General features: G+C 43.6%; 18 protein-coding genes. 2 read left to right on the plus strand and 16 right to left on the minus strand.

Going from position 1 to position 16,623, the window contains the following annotated elements:
* Positions 1-7: 7 nt before the first annotated feature.
* The 3 genes from astD to BTO21_RS11160 all read right to left on the minus strand — a co-directional run bounded on the left by astD (position 8) and on the right by BTO21_RS11160 (position 3,818).
* Positions 8-1,468: a succinylglutamate-semialdehyde dehydrogenase gene (gene astD / locus BTO21_RS11150; RefSeq protein ID WP_045028962.1), complete on the minus strand. Its 1,461-nt coding sequence runs from the start codon at positions 1,466-1,468 to the stop codon at positions 8-10.
* A 12-nt stretch (positions 1,469-1,480) separates the two neighbouring features.
* Entirely contained in the window at positions 1,481-2,497 is a 1,017-nt protein-coding gene (gene astA, locus BTO21_RS11155; protein WP_045028961.1) for an arginine N-succinyltransferase, read from the minus strand.
* A gap of 97 nt (positions 2,498-2,594) precedes the next feature.
* Positions 2,595-3,818, minus strand: coding sequence for an aspartate aminotransferase family protein (locus BTO21_RS11160; protein ID WP_045028959.1), 1,224 nt, complete (start codon positions 3,816-3,818; stop codon positions 2,595-2,597).
* 240 nt (positions 3,819-4,058) lie between these two features.
* On the opposite strand from BTO21_RS11160, the gene BTO21_RS20080 reads away from it, so the two are divergent.
* The gene (locus BTO21_RS20080) at positions 4,059-4,199 is read left to right on the plus strand and encodes a hypothetical protein (protein WP_170064505.1); all 141 of its coding nucleotides are present in this window, start codon (positions 4,059-4,061) and stop codon (positions 4,197-4,199) included.
* Here the strand turns inward: BTO21_RS20080 and BTO21_RS11165 are convergent.
* From BTO21_RS11165 to rpe, 4 genes are all read right to left on the minus strand, one after another.
* Entirely contained in the window at positions 4,173-4,748 is a 576-nt protein-coding gene (locus BTO21_RS11165) for an aminodeoxychorismate/anthranilate synthase component II (RefSeq protein ID WP_045028957.1), read from the minus strand. The two genes, BTO21_RS20080 and BTO21_RS11165, sit on opposite strands and share 27 nt — an antisense overlap.
* Positions 4,749-4,852: 104 nt before the next feature.
* Complete coding sequence (gene trpS / locus BTO21_RS11170; RefSeq protein ID WP_065194045.1) at positions 4,853-5,872, minus strand: tryptophan--tRNA ligase; 1,020 nt, start codon at positions 5,870-5,872, stop codon at positions 4,853-4,855.
* A 105-nt stretch (positions 5,873-5,977) separates the two neighbouring features.
* The gene (locus BTO21_RS11175) at positions 5,978-6,676 is read right to left on the minus strand and encodes a phosphoglycolate phosphatase (protein WP_045028955.1); all 699 of its coding nucleotides are present in this window, start codon (positions 6,674-6,676) and stop codon (positions 5,978-5,980) included.
* A complete protein-coding gene (rpe, locus tag BTO21_RS11180) occupies positions 6,676-7,350 on the minus strand; it encodes a ribulose-phosphate 3-epimerase (protein WP_045028954.1) in 675 nt (224 codons plus the stop codon). The genes BTO21_RS11175 and rpe overlap by 1 nt, the downstream gene beginning before the upstream one ends.
* Positions 7,351-7,551: 201 nt before the next feature.
* On the opposite strand from rpe, the gene BTO21_RS11185 reads away from it, so the two are divergent.
* On the plus strand, positions 7,552-7,755 hold the full coding sequence (locus tag BTO21_RS11185; RefSeq protein ID WP_045028952.1) for a DUF2970 domain-containing protein: 204 nt from the start codon (positions 7,552-7,554) through the stop codon (positions 7,753-7,755).
* A gap of 3 nt (positions 7,756-7,758) precedes the next feature.
* Here BTO21_RS11185 and dam read toward each other — a convergent pair whose 3' ends face one another.
* The 9 genes from dam to pilM form a co-directional block, all read right to left on the minus strand.
* Positions 7,759-8,595, minus strand: a complete 837-nt coding sequence (dam, locus tag BTO21_RS11190) for an adenine-specific DNA-methyltransferase (protein WP_045028950.1) — start codon at positions 8,593-8,595, stop codon at positions 7,759-7,761.
* 108 nt (positions 8,596-8,703) lie between these two features.
* The gene (locus BTO21_RS11195; RefSeq protein WP_170064506.1) at positions 8,704-10,149 is read right to left on the minus strand and encodes an SPOR domain-containing protein; all 1,446 of its coding nucleotides are present in this window, start codon (positions 10,147-10,149) and stop codon (positions 8,704-8,706) included.
* A 23-nt stretch (positions 10,150-10,172) separates the two neighbouring features.
* Positions 10,173-11,252: a 3-dehydroquinate synthase gene (aroB, locus tag BTO21_RS11200; protein WP_045028947.1), complete on the minus strand. Its 1,080-nt coding sequence runs from the start codon at positions 11,250-11,252 to the stop codon at positions 10,173-10,175.
* 23 nt (positions 11,253-11,275) lie between these two features.
* Positions 11,276-11,794: a shikimate kinase AroK gene (aroK, locus tag BTO21_RS11205; RefSeq protein ID WP_036789489.1), complete on the minus strand. Its 519-nt coding sequence runs from the start codon at positions 11,792-11,794 to the stop codon at positions 11,276-11,278.
* Positions 11,795-12,179: 385 nt separating this feature from the next.
* The gene (locus BTO21_RS11210) at positions 12,180-13,901 is read right to left on the minus strand and encodes a type IV pilus secretin PilQ (protein ID WP_082056835.1); all 1,722 of its coding nucleotides are present in this window, start codon (positions 13,899-13,901) and stop codon (positions 12,180-12,182) included.
* Between the two features lie 13 nt (positions 13,902-13,914).
* Positions 13,915-14,430, minus strand: coding sequence for a pilus assembly protein PilP (locus BTO21_RS11215; protein WP_045028944.1), 516 nt, complete (start codon positions 14,428-14,430; stop codon positions 13,915-13,917).
* A 10-nt stretch (positions 14,431-14,440) separates the two neighbouring features.
* A complete protein-coding gene (locus BTO21_RS11220) occupies positions 14,441-15,025 on the minus strand; it encodes a type IV pilus inner membrane component PilO (protein ID WP_045028943.1) in 585 nt (194 codons plus the stop codon).
* On the minus strand, positions 15,018-15,629 hold the full coding sequence (locus BTO21_RS11225) for a PilN domain-containing protein (RefSeq protein WP_045028941.1): 612 nt from the start codon (positions 15,627-15,629) through the stop codon (positions 15,018-15,020). The genes BTO21_RS11220 and BTO21_RS11225 overlap by 8 nt, the downstream gene beginning before the upstream one ends.
* The gene (gene pilM / locus BTO21_RS11230) at positions 15,626-16,603 is read right to left on the minus strand and encodes a type IV pilus biogenesis protein PilM (RefSeq protein ID WP_065194038.1); all 978 of its coding nucleotides are present in this window, start codon (positions 16,601-16,603) and stop codon (positions 15,626-15,628) included. Before pilM ends, BTO21_RS11225 begins: the two co-directional genes overlap by 4 nt.
* Positions 16,604-16,623 lie beyond the last annotated feature (20 nt).

A 16,623-nucleotide genomic window follows, 5' to 3' on the forward strand; every position in this document is an offset into this window, starting at 1 on the left:
ATAGATCTTAGTTCAAGCTCACACCTGGCGCTAATTGAAACGGTAATTGTAATTGCTCTGCCTCAATCGATGCCATTGGATAGGCACAATAATCAGCCGCATAATAAGCACTCGGGCGAAGATTACCGGAGGCACCAGGACCACCAAACGGCGCATCACCACTAGCCCCAGTTAAAGGCCGATTACGATTCACTATCCCAGCTTGAATATGGTCAATAAAATACTGCCATTGCTGGCTATCGGTTGAGATTAACCCTGCAGCCAATCCATAACGGGTTTGATTAGCACTCTCGACAGCTTGCATAAAATTATCATAACGACTGACCTGTAATAATGGCCCAAAATATTCTTCATCGGCGAGGTCTGTAATGGCACTAACATTGATAATCGCAGGCGTAACAATGGCGCCTTGGCCTCTTGTCGCCATTAACAACGCAACCCCACCAGCCTCCAATAACTGCTGTTGATGTAACATGATTTGATCCGCTGCCGCATTCGATATCAATGACCCCATGAAAGGTGCTGGGATTGCTAACGGATCGCCAACCAGCAAGTGCGAAGCGACCGCCACTAAGCGCGCGAGCAGTAGATCCCCAGCTTCCCCAGTAGCAATATATAATCGTCGCGCGCACGTACAACGCTGTCCCGCACTTAAAAACGCCGATTGAATAATGGTGTAGACCGCCGCATCCATTGCGCCATACTCTTGCCCTACAACCAACGGATTATTGCCACCCATCTCTAAGGCGAGCATTTTTTGAGGTTGGCCTGCAAATTGCTGATGTAATAAATGTCCTGTTTGCGCACTACCGGTAAATAAGACGCCATCAACCCCTGCTGCCATGGCTAAAGCCGCCCCCGTTGTTCGTCCTCCTTGAAGTAAATTAATTACCCCATCTGCAATACCCGCTTGTTGCCACAACTCACACATTCGTTGCGCCGTATTCGGGGTCTGCTCTGAGGGTTTAAATACAATCGTATTCCCCGCCAGCAATGCTGGAATAATATGGCCATTAGGTAAATGCGCAGGAAAATTATACGGTCCAAACACCGCCATCACGCCCAATGGACGATGGCGAACAATCATGGTGGTATCTGCCTGCTGACGCTGTCGAATCCCCGTACGCTCATGATAAGCATTAAGTGATAATGCAACTTTGCCAATCATCGCCGCGACCTCGGTGGTACTTTCCCATAACGGTTTACCCGTTTCAGTCGCAATAATATGCGCCAGTTGTGATTGATGTTGTTGCACCAATTGTGCAAATCGTTCAATCACAGCTAACCGCTCAGTTAGTGTGGTATTACGCCAGTCTAAAAACGCACGACTGGCCGCAGTAACCGCAGCTTCAACTTGGGCGGTGGTTGCAGCATTACCCTGCCAAACCACATCACCATCATAAGGATTGAGTGATTGAAAGGGTTCTCCGTCACCAGCTACCCAATGATTATTAATCCATAAACTCATTCGTCTCTCCTTTTATGACTGAGCAACCAACCGTACTTCATCACCAATACTGACATTAAGCGCAGCAGCAACATCGGCGGTCATCATTGCTTGCCCTAGAGCATTAATCGCCACTGGCGCGGCAACGGCACGAAACCCCGCTAACTCACAATTGGAAACTAAATAACAGTGCTGACTGGAATGTTCGCCAATATCAACCCGACACAACTGCGAGTGACGCACGGTTTCAATATTACGCACATCACACTCAACGCTTGGACCTGCATCAAAAATATCGACATAACCACGACAGCTAAACCCTTCTTGCTCTAATAGTTGTAATGCTGGCCGAGTATCAACATGGACTTGGCCGATCACCGCTTGCGCCTCTTTACTGAGTAAATTGACGTAAATTGGTAATTTAGGCATTAAATCGGCAATAAAACCTTTCACTCCAATACCGGTAAGATAATCGGCATAAGTAAAATCAATCGAAAAAAAATGCTCTTTCAGCCATTGCCAAAAAGGCGAATTCCCCTGCTCATCAGACACACCGCGCATTTCAGCAAAGGCAATCTCAGCAAAACGCTGCCGATGCTGTGCCATTAATAAAAAACGTGATTTAGACAGCAAGCGTCCATTAATACCTTGACGCCATTCAGGCAATAAGAACAAGCTACACAGCTCTGTTTCTCCGGTATATTGACTACCAAAGGTCAGGACTTTTACGGTGTTATGTACCCCTAATCGTCGCGATGCATGGGTAACCGTACTTAAGTGATAATTATAAAACGGGGCATCAAGACCGACAGCAGCTTCAATCGCTGTTGTACCGACTATTTGCCCACTGTCACTGTCAACAGCCACCAATAAATAGCTCTCGAGTCCAGGTGTCGTGACGGTAGCGTTAAAACTAGCTTGAGAATGAGTGATACGATTACGAAGAATAGTTTCGTTAATTGGAAGAGAGGTAAACCCATGACCTGATGCTTCAGCACATTGCATCAGTGCAGGATAATCTGTGCGAGTAATAGGACGAATAATGAGCATGACATTTCCCCCTGATGCAGGCAATGACGGCTGTCACTGCCTAGGTATAAACCAACATTAGGGCTGCTCTTGATCATAACGAGCAACCCCATAACCACTACGCTGTAGCGTGATATAAGGTCGCGATTGCAGTTTCTAAACGTTGCATACCTTCATCAATATCGGCTTTATCAATCACTAGCGAGGGGGTAAAGCGCACCACATCAACGCCAGCCACTAACACCATCAAGCCTTCATTGCCTGCTGCAACCAAAATATCTCGCGCTCGCCCTTGCCATTCAGGACGTAATACTGCGCCGAGTAACAAGCCTTTACCGCGAATTTCACGGAATATTGGATAACGGCTGTTAATCTGCATCAGTGCGTCACGGAACCACTGTTCGCGCTGCTTAACACCGGCTAATACTGCAGGTTGACTGATCTCATTAATCACCGCTTCCGCAACGGCGCACGCAAGAGGATTACCACCATAGGTCGAACCATGAGTTCCGACTTTTAAATGGGATCCAAGCTCGGCAGTCGTCAACATTGCTGCAATAGGAAAGCCACCCCCTAACGATTTAGCCGTGGTGAGAATATCCGGTGTAACGCCTAAGCCTTGATAAGCAAACAATTCCCCCGTACGACCATTACCGGTTTGGACTTCATCAAAAATAAGCAGCGCGTGGTGTTGATCACACAGATCTCGAACTTGCTGCATAAACTCAAGATTTGGGCTAATAACCCCCCCTTCACCTTGCAGCGGCTCCATCATTACCGCACAAGTTTTATCAGAGATTAATGCTGTTATTGCGGCGATATCATTATAGGGAATATGGGTAATCGCTTGCGGTTTAGGACCAAAGCCATCGGAATAACTGCTTTGACCACCAACAGTCACTGTAAAAAAGGTGCGACCATGAAAGCCATGATCAAAAGCGATAATTTGATCTTTATCAGCACTAAAATTATCAACCGCATAACGACGGGCTAATTTTAATGCGGCTTCATTAGCTTCTGCGCCAGAGTTGGCAAAAAAGACTTTATCGGCAAAGGTTAATTGCGTCAGTTTATGCGCTAAACGTAATGCAGGCTCATTGGTCATCACATTACTCAAGTGCCATAATTGCTGCGCTTGCTCAGTCAATGCTGCCACCATTACCGGATGGCAATGCCCTAAACAACTGACCGCAATACCTCCCGCAAAATCAATATACTCACGTTGCTGTTGATCCCACAGCCGCGAACCTTGGCCTCGAACAGGAATAATATCCATTGGCGCATAGCAAGGTACCATCACTTCATCAAACAACGATCGTTGTAGTTTATCTCCAGTTGCCATCACACTATCCTTCTGTGCTTTATGCCTTATTATTAGTATTTACACTTTATTAACCTTTGCCAACAATGACAGCTATTTTTATTCAATCCAAGGTGTTAACTAATAAATACACTAAAATAGTTATGCACTTTTTGCGAGCTATTATTTACACCCACTACGAGTTAACACGCTTTCCTTGGCGTAAACACCATAATAAAACGCATAAAGTTGCATTGAAGATAATTGCGCCAAGGACTGACAATGAGAAATGTTGATAATAAGACGTTTGATAACAAGAGGAGTAACGCACTTACTACCGCAGCGATAAGTACGTCAACAACAGCAGTAACAGCAGTAACAGCAGTAACAGCAGTATTAGCGTTGGAGAAAGTTAGCCAGTAACGCATGACCTTGTTCGGTCAAAATACTTTCAGGGTGAAATTGCACCCCTTCTAAATCCAAGCTTTTATGACGAATACCCATAATTTCATCGAATTCACCGTTTAATTCAGTCCATGCGGTGATCTCAAAACAATCAGGTAAGGTTGCGGTTTTAACGACCAAAGAATGATAGCGAGTAACCGTTAACGGATTATTCAGCCCTTTAAATACCCCGATATCAGTATGCCAAATCGGTGACGTTTTACCGTGCATCACTTGCCGTGCTCGCACCACATCGCCACCAAAGACTTGCGCTAACGATTGATGCCCAAGACAAACCCCAAGGATCGGTAATTTACCGGCAAAATATTCAATCGCTTGTAATGAAATACCTGCTTCATTGGGTGTACAAGGACCGGGAGAGATCACCAAATGGGTCGGCGCTAACGCTTCAATGGCCGCAATATCAATCTCATCATTGCGAACAACAACGACTTCAGCCCCTAATTCACAAAAATATTGATAGAGGTTGTAAGTAAATGAATCGTAGTTATCAATAATTAACAGCATATTACAACTAAGCTCTTATTTTTAACTGTCGATGACAGCGACTAACTAGCAACAAAAAAGCAGAGCCTAAGCCCTGCTTTTTTTATGATAATAATTGCCAACGCTTATGGGCGCGCAACAAAACCCACCGCATGGTAGGCTTTTTTCAATACTTCAGCAGCGCGAGCTGATGCTTTATCAGCACCTGCTTTCATCACGCTATCAAGATAAGCACGATCATGACGAATACGTTGGTATTCAGCCTGTACAGGTTCTAGCATTGCCACTAATGCTTCACCAACATCTTTCTTAAACGGGCCATACATCTCAACGCCAGCATACTGGGCTTCAATCTCAGCAAATGTTTTGCCCGTTGCGCCAGAATACAATCCCATTAGATTTGAGATCCCTGCTTTTTGCTCAATATCATGTGCAATGCGAGGTGGCATTTCTGCGTCAGTTTGCGCTTTATTGATTTTCTTTAGAATCGACTTTGGATCTTCAAGCAGCGTAATAACGTTCTTACGGTTATCATCTGACTTCGACATTTTCTTGGTCGCATCTTGTAAGCTCATTACCCGTGCACCTACCGCTGGAATATACGGTTCAGGAACTTGGAAAATTGGGCTTTGCTCTGTGCCATAAAGGTTATTAAAGCGGGTGGCGATATCACGCGCTAACTCTAAATGTTGCTTTTGATCGCTACCTACAGGCACTTGATGCGCACCATATAATAAGATATCGGCCGCCATCAGTACTGGGTAGCCAAATAAACCCGCGTTAACGTCATTTGCATGGCGAGCTGATTTATCTTTAAACTGGGTCATACGGCTAAGCTCACCCATTTGGGTATAGCAATTTAATAGCCAGCCCAGTTGTGCATGCTCTGGTACATGAGATTGGACAAACAAAGTACTTTTCTTTGGATCGACACCCACAGCTAAACAAATTGCTAATGCATCTAAGGTTGCTTCATGGAGTGCTTTAGGATCTTGACGGACAGTGATGGCATGTAAATCAACCACACAATACTGACAATCGTAATCATCCTGCATCTGTTCCCACTGACGCAGCGCACCAAGGTAGTTGCCGATACTCAATTCACCAGAAGGCTGTACGCCACTTAATACAATGGGTTTACTCATGATCAGGTTGTCCTGTTAATATCTTTAATTGTATTGACGAAAGGTACTCATAACGCGGTTATCAGTACCTAAAGTTATTGGTTTTTTAGTGTACACCGTAATGTACTAGCAGCCTAGTTTAACCACATCAAGTAATTGCTTGAAGTGTTCACAAACTACATCAGGATTACTGTCACTGATTGGCTGACCATAGTTATAGCCATAAGTCAGCCCTAATGAACGACACTCTGCAGCTTGAGCGGCAACAATATCATTACGCGAATCACCTACCATTAGCAATTCGGTAGCTGCAATATGGTGTTTTTCCATCAGCCAATGCAATGCGAATGGATCCGGTTTTTTCAATGGAAACGTATCACCGCCAATCACATCAACAAAATAAGCACTCAAACCATGCTCTTCAAGCAAATGAGGCACAAATTGTGACGGTTTATTGGTAACAATCGCCATGAGTACACCGGCTTGATGTAAGCTGGCTAATGTCGTTTTTACATCCGCATATAAGGCACTTTTTTGATGACCACCCGCGGCATAATAATGATCAAATAGCTCACGCGCTTGACGCTGTAATTGCGGATCAATATCAGGATCAATATCGATACTACGACTTAATGCGCGACCAATTAAAATGTCAGCGCCATTACCAATCCAAGTCGTTACTTGCTCAACCGTTACCCCTTCACGACCAAGATGACGCATGGTCAAATCAGCCGCATCGGCTAAATCAGGGACGCTATCAAGTAAAGTACCGTCTAGGTCAAACGCGATAAATTTAATATTTTCAATCAGGTTTTCAGAGCTCATTAACGCTTGGCCTCAGCTAACTGTGCACGCATCTTATCAATCGCGACTTTATAATCAGGCTCATTAAAAATAGCTGAACCCGCAACAAACATATCCGCACCCGCTGCTGCAATTTCAGCAATATTATTGACGTTAACACCGCCATCAACTTCCAGACGAATATCACGCCCTGAAGCATCAATGCGCTGACGTACTTGGCGTAATTTATCGAGTGTAGTCGGGATAAAAGATTGACCACCAAAGCCTGGGTTTACTGACATGATCAAAATCATATCAACTTTATCCATGATGTAATCAAGGTGATGTAATGGCGTTGCTGGGTTAAATACCACGCCTGCTTGACAACCGTGTTCTTTAATCAGCTGTAAAGTACGATCAATATGGTCAGTCGCTTCAACATGAAACGTGATCATGCTTGCACCCGCTTTGGCGAAATCAGGAATAATACGATCGACAGGTTTCACCATCAGATGGACATCAATCGGTGCGGTAATACCGTAGTCGCGTAATGCTTGACAGATCGGCGCACCAAACGTCAGGTTAGGGACAAAGTGATTATCCATAACATCAAAATGGACCACATCAGCACCTGCTGCCAATACCTTTGCTACATCTTCACCTAAACGGGCAAAATCAGCAGACAAAATAGATGGAGCAATCAAAAAGTCCTTCATGTTTAGCCTCTCTACACTAGCGATAAAAACAATAAGCTCGGCTTACCAAGCGTTTAAATTGCTGTCAGTCTACCCGATCCCCTAAGTGTTGTCTTACTCGATTTATTTATTGCTGCAGTTAGCCATAATTATCAATGCGACCAATGACAAAGGCACTACAATCAACAATAACCTCACTAAAGAAACGAGGAAGGGATATTTATGGGTGCAAGTATTAGCGCAGTATGGAGAATAATAAAGAGTGTGTTAGCGGCATTATTTGGGGTGCAGTCACAACAACAGCATCATCAAGACTTCAAGCATTCAAGTCCATGGCCGTTTATCATTATTGGGGGGATTATTATCGGGGTATTGGTGATCACTTTGATTGCTATCACCCAGCAGGCAACAGCAATCTATGTATGATGATTATTCACTATCAGTCGCGGCAGGTATCTTAAATAACGCCAGCAGTTCATCGACCTTATTACGTCCACTGCCATTACGACTAATGGTACGTTTAACCCTGACCACCGATAAATCAGCACCAGTATATAAACGGCGGGTTAATGGCGTATCATGATTGGATATTAACACCGCAATATCACGCTCCGTGGCAGCCTTCTCAGCGATATTCGCTAATGTCGCTTGATCATCTAAACTAAAACCATTACCTGAGTAAGAGGTAAAATTAGCCGTAGTGGATAATGGCGCATACGGTGGATCACAATAAATCACACTGCCTTTACGAGCACGTGAAAATGTTTGGCTATAACCTTCACACACAAACGTCGCACGCTTAGCTTTTTCAGAAAAATAATACATTTCTGCTTCAGGGAAATACGGTTTTTTATACGAACCAAAAGGTACATTAAAACCGCCTTTTTTATTATAGCGACACAAACCATTAAAACCGTGACGATTTAAATAGAGAAAATAAATCGAGCGCTGATAAGTATCAGTGCTGTGATTAAATTCTTCTCTGATACTCAAATACGCGGCTTTAGTATTATATTCAGGCGTGAATAATCGACGAACATCTTCAATGTAACGCTCAGGCTCTTGCTTAATAATATTATATAAATTAATCAGATCTGGGTTGATATCGGCTAATAGGTAATGCTCATAATCAGTATTTAAAAATACCGATCCCGCGCCCACAAAAGGCTCAACCAATTTACGCGCTGGCGGTAGGTGTCGTTTGATATCCTCGACCAGAGAGTACTTACCCCCAGCCCATTTCAGGAATGCACGATGCTTTTTCATTAAGCTGACCCACCACCACTTACAAGAATGTCACGAAAGGTCGCGGATTGTACCTCATTTACCCCCAGTGCTGATACCAATTAGCATAAATAACTATGATTAATGGCTTTATTTTAAGCGATTCATTTCTTGTTGAATATGTCGGTAAGGTTTCAACCATGGTTTTAGCTGTTGCAGTGACGCTGATAATTGACTTTTTGCAGTACGTGCTTGATCAGCCGTTGAATAATTACCACTAACCACAATAAACCATTGCTGCTTCTTACGATCCGTTTGGTAGATCATAGCCTCTACCACATGATGAGTCGTCATAAACTCGGCCGCCGCGGCAAGGCTTTGAGTAGCGGCTAGTTGTAATGCGTAATGACTGGATTTTATCGCTGCCAATTTTTGCTCATCAGTGGCTAACTTAAGCGACCAATCAAGTTTAGACGCTGGCGCGGGTATGATTGCGCCGGCCGAAGGCAATGATGGTATTGCTGTTGTATCAGAGGCAGCGACTATTGGCGCTATAACGGGAGTCGTCGTAGCTTCTGTAGCTTCTGTAGCTTCTGTAGCTTCTGTAGCTTCTGTAGCGATAGAATGACCTTTTAAAGCTTGGTCATCCATCATGGCATCAATTTGTTGTTCAGAAATGACAATCCGTTCATGACTGCTATCTTCTTTACGCCCAACCGTTAAACCTTGGGCATGCACTTGCGGTGGTAGCGGCACATCATCAAATGTTACCGTGGCGGTTACAGCAGGTATTGTGGCTGGAGGTTGAGTATCCGTTGCAGTGTGAGAACGAATGGTCATTAAACCATATCCTGCAATCGCTAAAGCAATCACAGCTAATATAATTACTGCCACTAATAATGGTCGTTTAGATGCCTTTGAGGTCATATTCACACCTTCAGATTGAGGAAAGTCATACAGCACACCAGGCCGCGCAATGACGGTAAGCAAACGCTGCTTTAACGTTCGTCGAGAAGCCGTGGTTAATTGATCGCTACCAATTAACATTTCAGTAAATAAAATGGCTTCTTGCTGACTCAAATCATCAATATCTAACGCTAGCGGCACAATACCGGAACCATGGGCAACGTGCGTTAAAGTTTGGTGTAACTCGCCACGATTAGCAAATAAGACAATATTAAGTTGGAGAGTAGAGTGTTGAGCGGCGTACAACGATAATGCCCATAATTCAGCAACGAGACAGGGGCTCAATAAATGCGCGTCATCAATCACCACCATCAATTTATCATGCTGGTGTGCCAATAAATGTTCCACGCTTTGACATAAAGAATCATGTTCGTTAAACATGGCTTGGCTAACAAATTGTTGTAACAATAAGGTTCGATGTTGAGCGTCAGTTTGCCCTGATTGGCACATCAATAAGACTTGCCGGCAGTCAGTGGCGTAATGCTCGAGGAAAGAGTGGGCGAGCCAAGTTTTACCTGAGCCAGCTGCACCAGAGAGGTGGATAAGGTGAGAGCCAAACCGAGTAATAAACCGTACTCGAGTCAGCAACTGGATCTGACTTTCCAGATCCAGATTTTTTGCTTTCGTCATGCTGGTCATCAATGTGCTACAACTTAGCGGCCAATAACATCCTTAAGCACATCAAAAGGTACATCAGCCACAACCTTAGCACTACCAATTGCAGTGGGTAATACTAAGCGTAGCTGACCTGACAATACTTTTTTATCACGCATCATATGCTTAATAAAATCGTCAAAAACCATAGTTTCAGGTGCAACAACGGGCAAATTTGCGCGTTGATGTAATGTGATAATTCGCACTACATCGGCATCACTGATTAATCCCTGCTTTGCGGCAGTATGTGCTGCGAGAACTGTACCTGCTGACACCGCTTCGCCATGCAGCCAGTTTCCATAGCCCATTTCTGCTTCAATAGCGTGACCAAAAGTATGGCCAAGATTGAGTAACGCCCTTACCCCTGATTCTTTTTCATCGGCAGCAACAACATCGGCTTTAATTTGACAGCAACGACTAATGGCGTAACACAACGCATCATTATCCAATGCCTGCAATCGCTCAATGTTATTTTCTAACCAAACAAAAAAATCATAATCGGCAATAATGCCGTATTTGATCACTTCCGCCAACCCTGCAGCGAACTCTCGTTGCGGCAATGTTTGTAAACAATGATTATCAATAATCACTGCTTTAGGTTGATGGAAGGCACCAATCATGTTTTTACCCAGACGGTGATTGACCGCAGTTTTTCCACCTACTGATGAATCAACTTGTGCTAACAACGTGGTTGGCACCTGAATAAAATCAACCCCTCGTTGATAACTTGCAGCCGCAAAGCCAACAATGTCACCAATTACGCCGCCACCTAAAGCAACTAAAATCACATCGCGGCCATAATTACCTTCCAGTAAAAATGTCATGATGTGATTAAACGTATCCAGGGTTTTATACTGTTCGCCATCAGGCAGAGAAAGTAATGCCACTTGGCACGACAATGAACTGATGGTCGCTATTACCTGATCCGCATATAACGGGGCAATAGTCTCATTGCTGACCACAACTACTCGTTTACCTGCAGATATCGCAGATGCAAACAACGCCGAGTTGTCGAACAACTCGGCGCCAATTGAAATAGGGTAGCTTCTGTCATCTAAATTGACATTGATCCGTTCCATGGTCAGCTTCTCTTTTTAATTAATTAACGCTCTTCCAGCATCTTGATGATTTGGTTAGCAACTACTTTCGCACTTTGATCATCAGTACGAACAACGTAGTCAGCAACCTCTTCATACAATGGGTTACGTTCTGCTGCTAATTCTTCAAGCACTTCACGAGGTGTGTCAGTTTGAAGTAATGGGCGTTTTTTATCACGTTGAGTACGAGCTAATTGCTTTTCAATAGTCGTCTCTAGATAAACAACGATACCACGAGCAGACAGGCGATTACGGTTCTCTTTATTAATAACAGAGCCGCCACCCGTTGCAAGAACAATACCTTGTTCTTGGGTTAGATCATCAATTACAGTTTCTTCGCGAACACGGAAGCCGTCTTCACCTTCAACATCAAACACCCAACTAATATCAGCGCCAGTACGTTCTTCGATCACAGTATCTGAATCAAAGAATTCCATATGCAGCTGTTGTGCAAGGTGTCTACCAATTGTGCTTTTGCCGGCACCCATAGGGCCAACCAAGAAAATATTTCGTTTTTCAGCCATTTTAGCAATTTACGCGCGGTTAATAAAACGACACCACCCGCAGGCTCTATTAAAATAAGCCCGAGGCGCCAAGTTCCTCACATATAATTCGTGATAAGACAGAAAATTATCTCAGGACTGACTACTATTTTGCAATAGCTAGTCGACATCAATCGATATTTTATTGAGCCTGTCTTACCCACAGAGGTTGCCATAATGGCTTACCAGAGGTCTGAGGTCAATCGTATTAAGCTCGTAAATATCTTGATAACGGCTCAAGAACACTCTCAACGCCCAACCACCTAACCAATATAACTATATAAAACAAAACAACTTTAGCTCACAACCACCCTACTGCAATATTGATTATAACTATTGTCAGCAAGATGGTTAGCAAAGTGAAAAATTATTGCATCACAATTTTTGGCGTCACAAAAATTAATAATTCACGTTTTCCAAGCTCTTCCATTTTATGCCTAAATAATGCACCAAGTACGGGAATATCACCAAGAATAGGTACTTTACGAACCGTATTGTTGACTTGATTTTGATAAATACCACCTAATACGACAGTTTCACCATTGTTGACTAACACTTGAGTACCAATCCGCTGGGTCTTAATCGCCACCGCTGTACCTACCCCAGTGGGTACCTCTTCGCCTTTACTGTCTTGGGTCACTTCCAAGTCTAATACTAACTTATTATCAGGGGTAATTTGAGGCGTCACCATCAGGCTTAATACTGCCTTTTTAAAATCAACTGACACCGCACCACTTGATGATGCTTCTAGGTATGGAATTTCAGTACCTTGTTCAATATAAGCGGTTTTTTTGTTGGTCGTCATAAGACGTGGGCTTGAGATAATTTCTGCTTTACGCTCTGACTGCAACGCTGACAATTCAAGATCTAATAATACATTACCTAACTTGGCCACTTGAAACGCAATACTAGAAGCCCCAGCTTGAGTCGCCCCTAAATTGACATTAAGAAAATCATCGACACTGGTGTCATCTAGCAATCCAGAACTGCCAAGGTTACCTTCAATTGACCCACCAATAGTGGTATCACCATCGATACTCGATACTCCCCAGCGCACGCCAAGTTCATCGATATTACCTTCATCTATAGTGACAATACGTGCTTCAATTTGCACCTGCTTTACCGGAATATCTAATGCCAACACAATATCTTTAATGCTGGCGATATTATCTGGTGTATCTTTAATTATCAATGCGTTAGTTCGTTCATCAACATGCAGAGAGCCACGCTCAGACAACATTCCAACACCATCTGTTGAGCCACTTAGTAATGTTGAGATATCAGTGGCTTTAGCGTAATTAATTTGTATCAGTTCTGAACGTAAACTGGCTAATTCTTGCTGTTTACGCGCAGTTTCCATCACTTGATGCTCATTGGCAGCTAATTCAGCCTTAGGAGCAACCAATAATACCGACCCTCGTACCCGTTTATCCAACCCTTTGGCTTGTAAGATAATGTCCAAGACTTGTGGCCATGGCACGTTATCTAATCGTAGCGTCACATTACCGCTGACAGTATCAGCGACCACTAAGTTAAAGTCATTATAGTCTGCGATTAACTGCAATACGTTACGGACGGGAATGTCTTGAAAATTGATTGAGATCGGCTTGCCCTTATAAGAAACATTGCTCTTATTGGTCGCAGAGGTTGCTTTAGGTTGCACCCGTTTAATTAACGTAACCTCAAGATTATTACCTCGAATACGATAATCATAGTCATAGTCCCCACTCAGCTTAAACATAAACCGCGCCCCACTCGCTACATTACTGGTATCAATACTGTTAACGACTGTCGAAAAATCAACGACGTCTAGCGTGTATACTTGCTCATTGGTTAATTGAGTATCAAAGATATCTAGCTGTAACTGCTTGCCTTGGCGACGAAAATCGACCAATGATTGAGGCTGTTGTAACTTTATCGTTACCACTCCTCGGCCTTTACTATCACGACGAAACTCAATGTCTTGAACTTGATTAGTGACCCCACTCACTGGCGCAGCTGTGACGTTGGTTACGGTCAGTAAACCCCAACACATTAACCATACACTGGCGAAAATCTGGCGGCTAAGCCCCCACGTATTCCCTTTCATAACTCATCCTTGATTAATGCTGAACTAAAGCCAGCTTTGCAGGCCGTGTTAGCCAACAACCTTTGCCATCGGGTAATGTTTCTTCTATTTCAATGAGCTTATCACTCACCTTTGTTACTTTGCCGCGATTAAGTCCGACAAACTGTCCCGGCTTAATTCTGACTAACTCACCTTTTGGGGTATAAACCAATCCCCATAATTGACGCTGATGGCCAATCGCTCCCTTCATTGTCAATTGCTCTAACGGAAAGGTTTCGAGCGCAGTTGGTTGATGAGCACTTGTTGGTTGCCAGCAACTAATATCGGCTTGCTTAGCGAGTAGTAATTCTGGTTTAGGACGTAAAAATGGTACCCGTTTACTGGTCATCACAAACGACTCAGCAACAAAAATATAAGGATCAGCCAATGGTTTTACTTTTGCTTTGGCATTGGTGTGGGTTTTAGCTATAAACTGCTCAACCGAATCGGTATTGGCCTGACACCCCATTAATCCGAATCCTAACGGTAACAGCCATAAAAGTGTTCTCATAAGATCCTCATTATTGCGGGGTTTTAAAACGATAAGTGATTGCCGATACCGTCAACGACAATAACTCATCAAAGCCTTGGTTATCGACCCGCGCTAACTCAACATTGCGTAAATTAACAATTCGAGGCAGTCTTGCAATCGCTTCGGCAAACTGACCAATTTGTTGGTAAGAACCGGTTAATTGCATATTCAGCGGTAATTCATAATAAAGATCATGCTCTATTCGTGAAGCCCACTTAATCGACTGAAAAATCAACCCATTTTGAACACCGATATCATTAATACTGGCTAATAGGCTTGCCAATTCTTGCTCTTCAGGTAACTGCTCAACCACTTCTTGATAACGGCGGTTAAGCTCAACCACTTGTTCTTTCACCCGTGGTAAGGCAGCAACTTGGGCCGCTCGAGTCACTAACTGAGCCCGCAAGGTTATTTCTTGTTGTTTTTGCTGCTCGAGTTCTGCCGTTAAAGGGGTTAACCAATACCAATAACCTAATGCTGATAACAATAACGTCACCAACAACGCAATTAAACCTTGCGGCAATAATGGCCATTCAGTGATTTCATCAAGCTCTAATTCGCGCCAATCAATCATTGTTTTTCTCCACTACGGCAGTAGGAAAGGTCGCTTTTAGCGGCTTGTTATCAATAGCTGGCGTTGTTAAATCAAAAGAAGCATTAAACTGTGATGTTTGTTGTTTATCTGCTCTTTTTGTTGTGACTAAAGAGTGCATTTCAATATTATTAAACCACGGCGATTGTTCTGCTTTACCTAACAATGCCGCTAAGTGACCGTTAGTATCGCCAAAACCATCAACTTTAACCCGTTGCCTAGCTAAATTGACCCCATCAAGATACACCCCTGCTGGCACCACTTCAGGTAACTGATTAAGCAGTTGAGTGACTCGATTACGTGATAGCTGAATATCCACAATCACTTTTAATCGCAATTCAATCGCATCACGTTGTTTATCTAATTGAGGTAGAAACGCCAACCGCTGCTGCAAGCTGGTTAATTCTTGCTGTAATTGCTGATTACGACTCTGTTGCTGGCGTTGCTGGTTTTCAATGTATTCACCAATCGCGCCATTACCCACAACAGCCAGTGCAACACTCGCTACCAGCAACCCAACAAAACGCTGTTTATGTTGTTTACGTCGCTGCTCACGCCACGGCAATAAATTGAGTTTATCGATCATGCTAGCCCCCGCAATGCTAACCCCGTCGCGACAGCATACTGACTCGACATTGAGTGAGGTAATTCAACATTCTTGGCACAACTAAAATGCTGAAATGGGCTCACCCATACCACATCAAGACCAATTAAACGCTGCAACAATGATGCCGACACTGAATCTTGCCCACCACCGCATAACCATAACCCTTTGATGCCACTACGCGGGTGAGTCGAGTTATACAATTGAATTTGGCGCTTTAGTTGCTCAGCTAACTGTTTGGTAAATTGCTCGGCATTATTACTGCTAAGCAACGTCGTACCGTCTTGGTTGTCAAACATACCAATCCCAAACCGAATTTCACGGTGATAGGCAGCACTACCTTGTGGCTTCATACAAAATTCTGTATGCCGTTTACCCACATCAACCACCGCCCATTGATTATAATGGCTACCCATCTCAGCAAGATGTTCAGTCAACCATAATAAAGCATGGGTCTGTAACTCCATGATCTTAGGTTTAAAGCCCAATTTAAGCAGCACATTGACCCGGTTATCGATCGTTTCTTTACGTGAAGCAAACACTTGGAAGGGTGTGGTTGCTACATCACTAAAACGATCGCTAATTAAAGGAAAATAATCAAACCACAGTTCTTCGACAGGAAACGGCGAGGCCGCGCCTAATGCTTGCACTATCGCGAACTCAGCTTCTTCTTCACTGAGGTTTGTACCTAATTGAACAACTTTGCTGATTACCGCACTATCGGGTAAGGCTAAGGTCACGGTTTTGGCTTGCCATGGTAATTGCTTTTTAATTTGACGCATTGCTGACAACAACTCAGCATTATTCACGCTATGCTGATCGTTTATCATGGTTTTATTCAACTCAACCTCAACAAACGCAGCCAACTCAAACAGCTCTTTTTTTTGTTGCAGAACCACAGCCTTTATACTGTGGTTACCTATATCTACCCCAACACTTAATGGGTTCCGAAACATCCGTGTTATGCTCCCATGTG

Origin of the sequence: Photobacterium phosphoreum, assembly GCF_002954725.1 — a bacterium.
GTDB lineage: Bacteria > Pseudomonadota > Gammaproteobacteria > Enterobacterales > Vibrionaceae > Photobacterium > Photobacterium phosphoreum.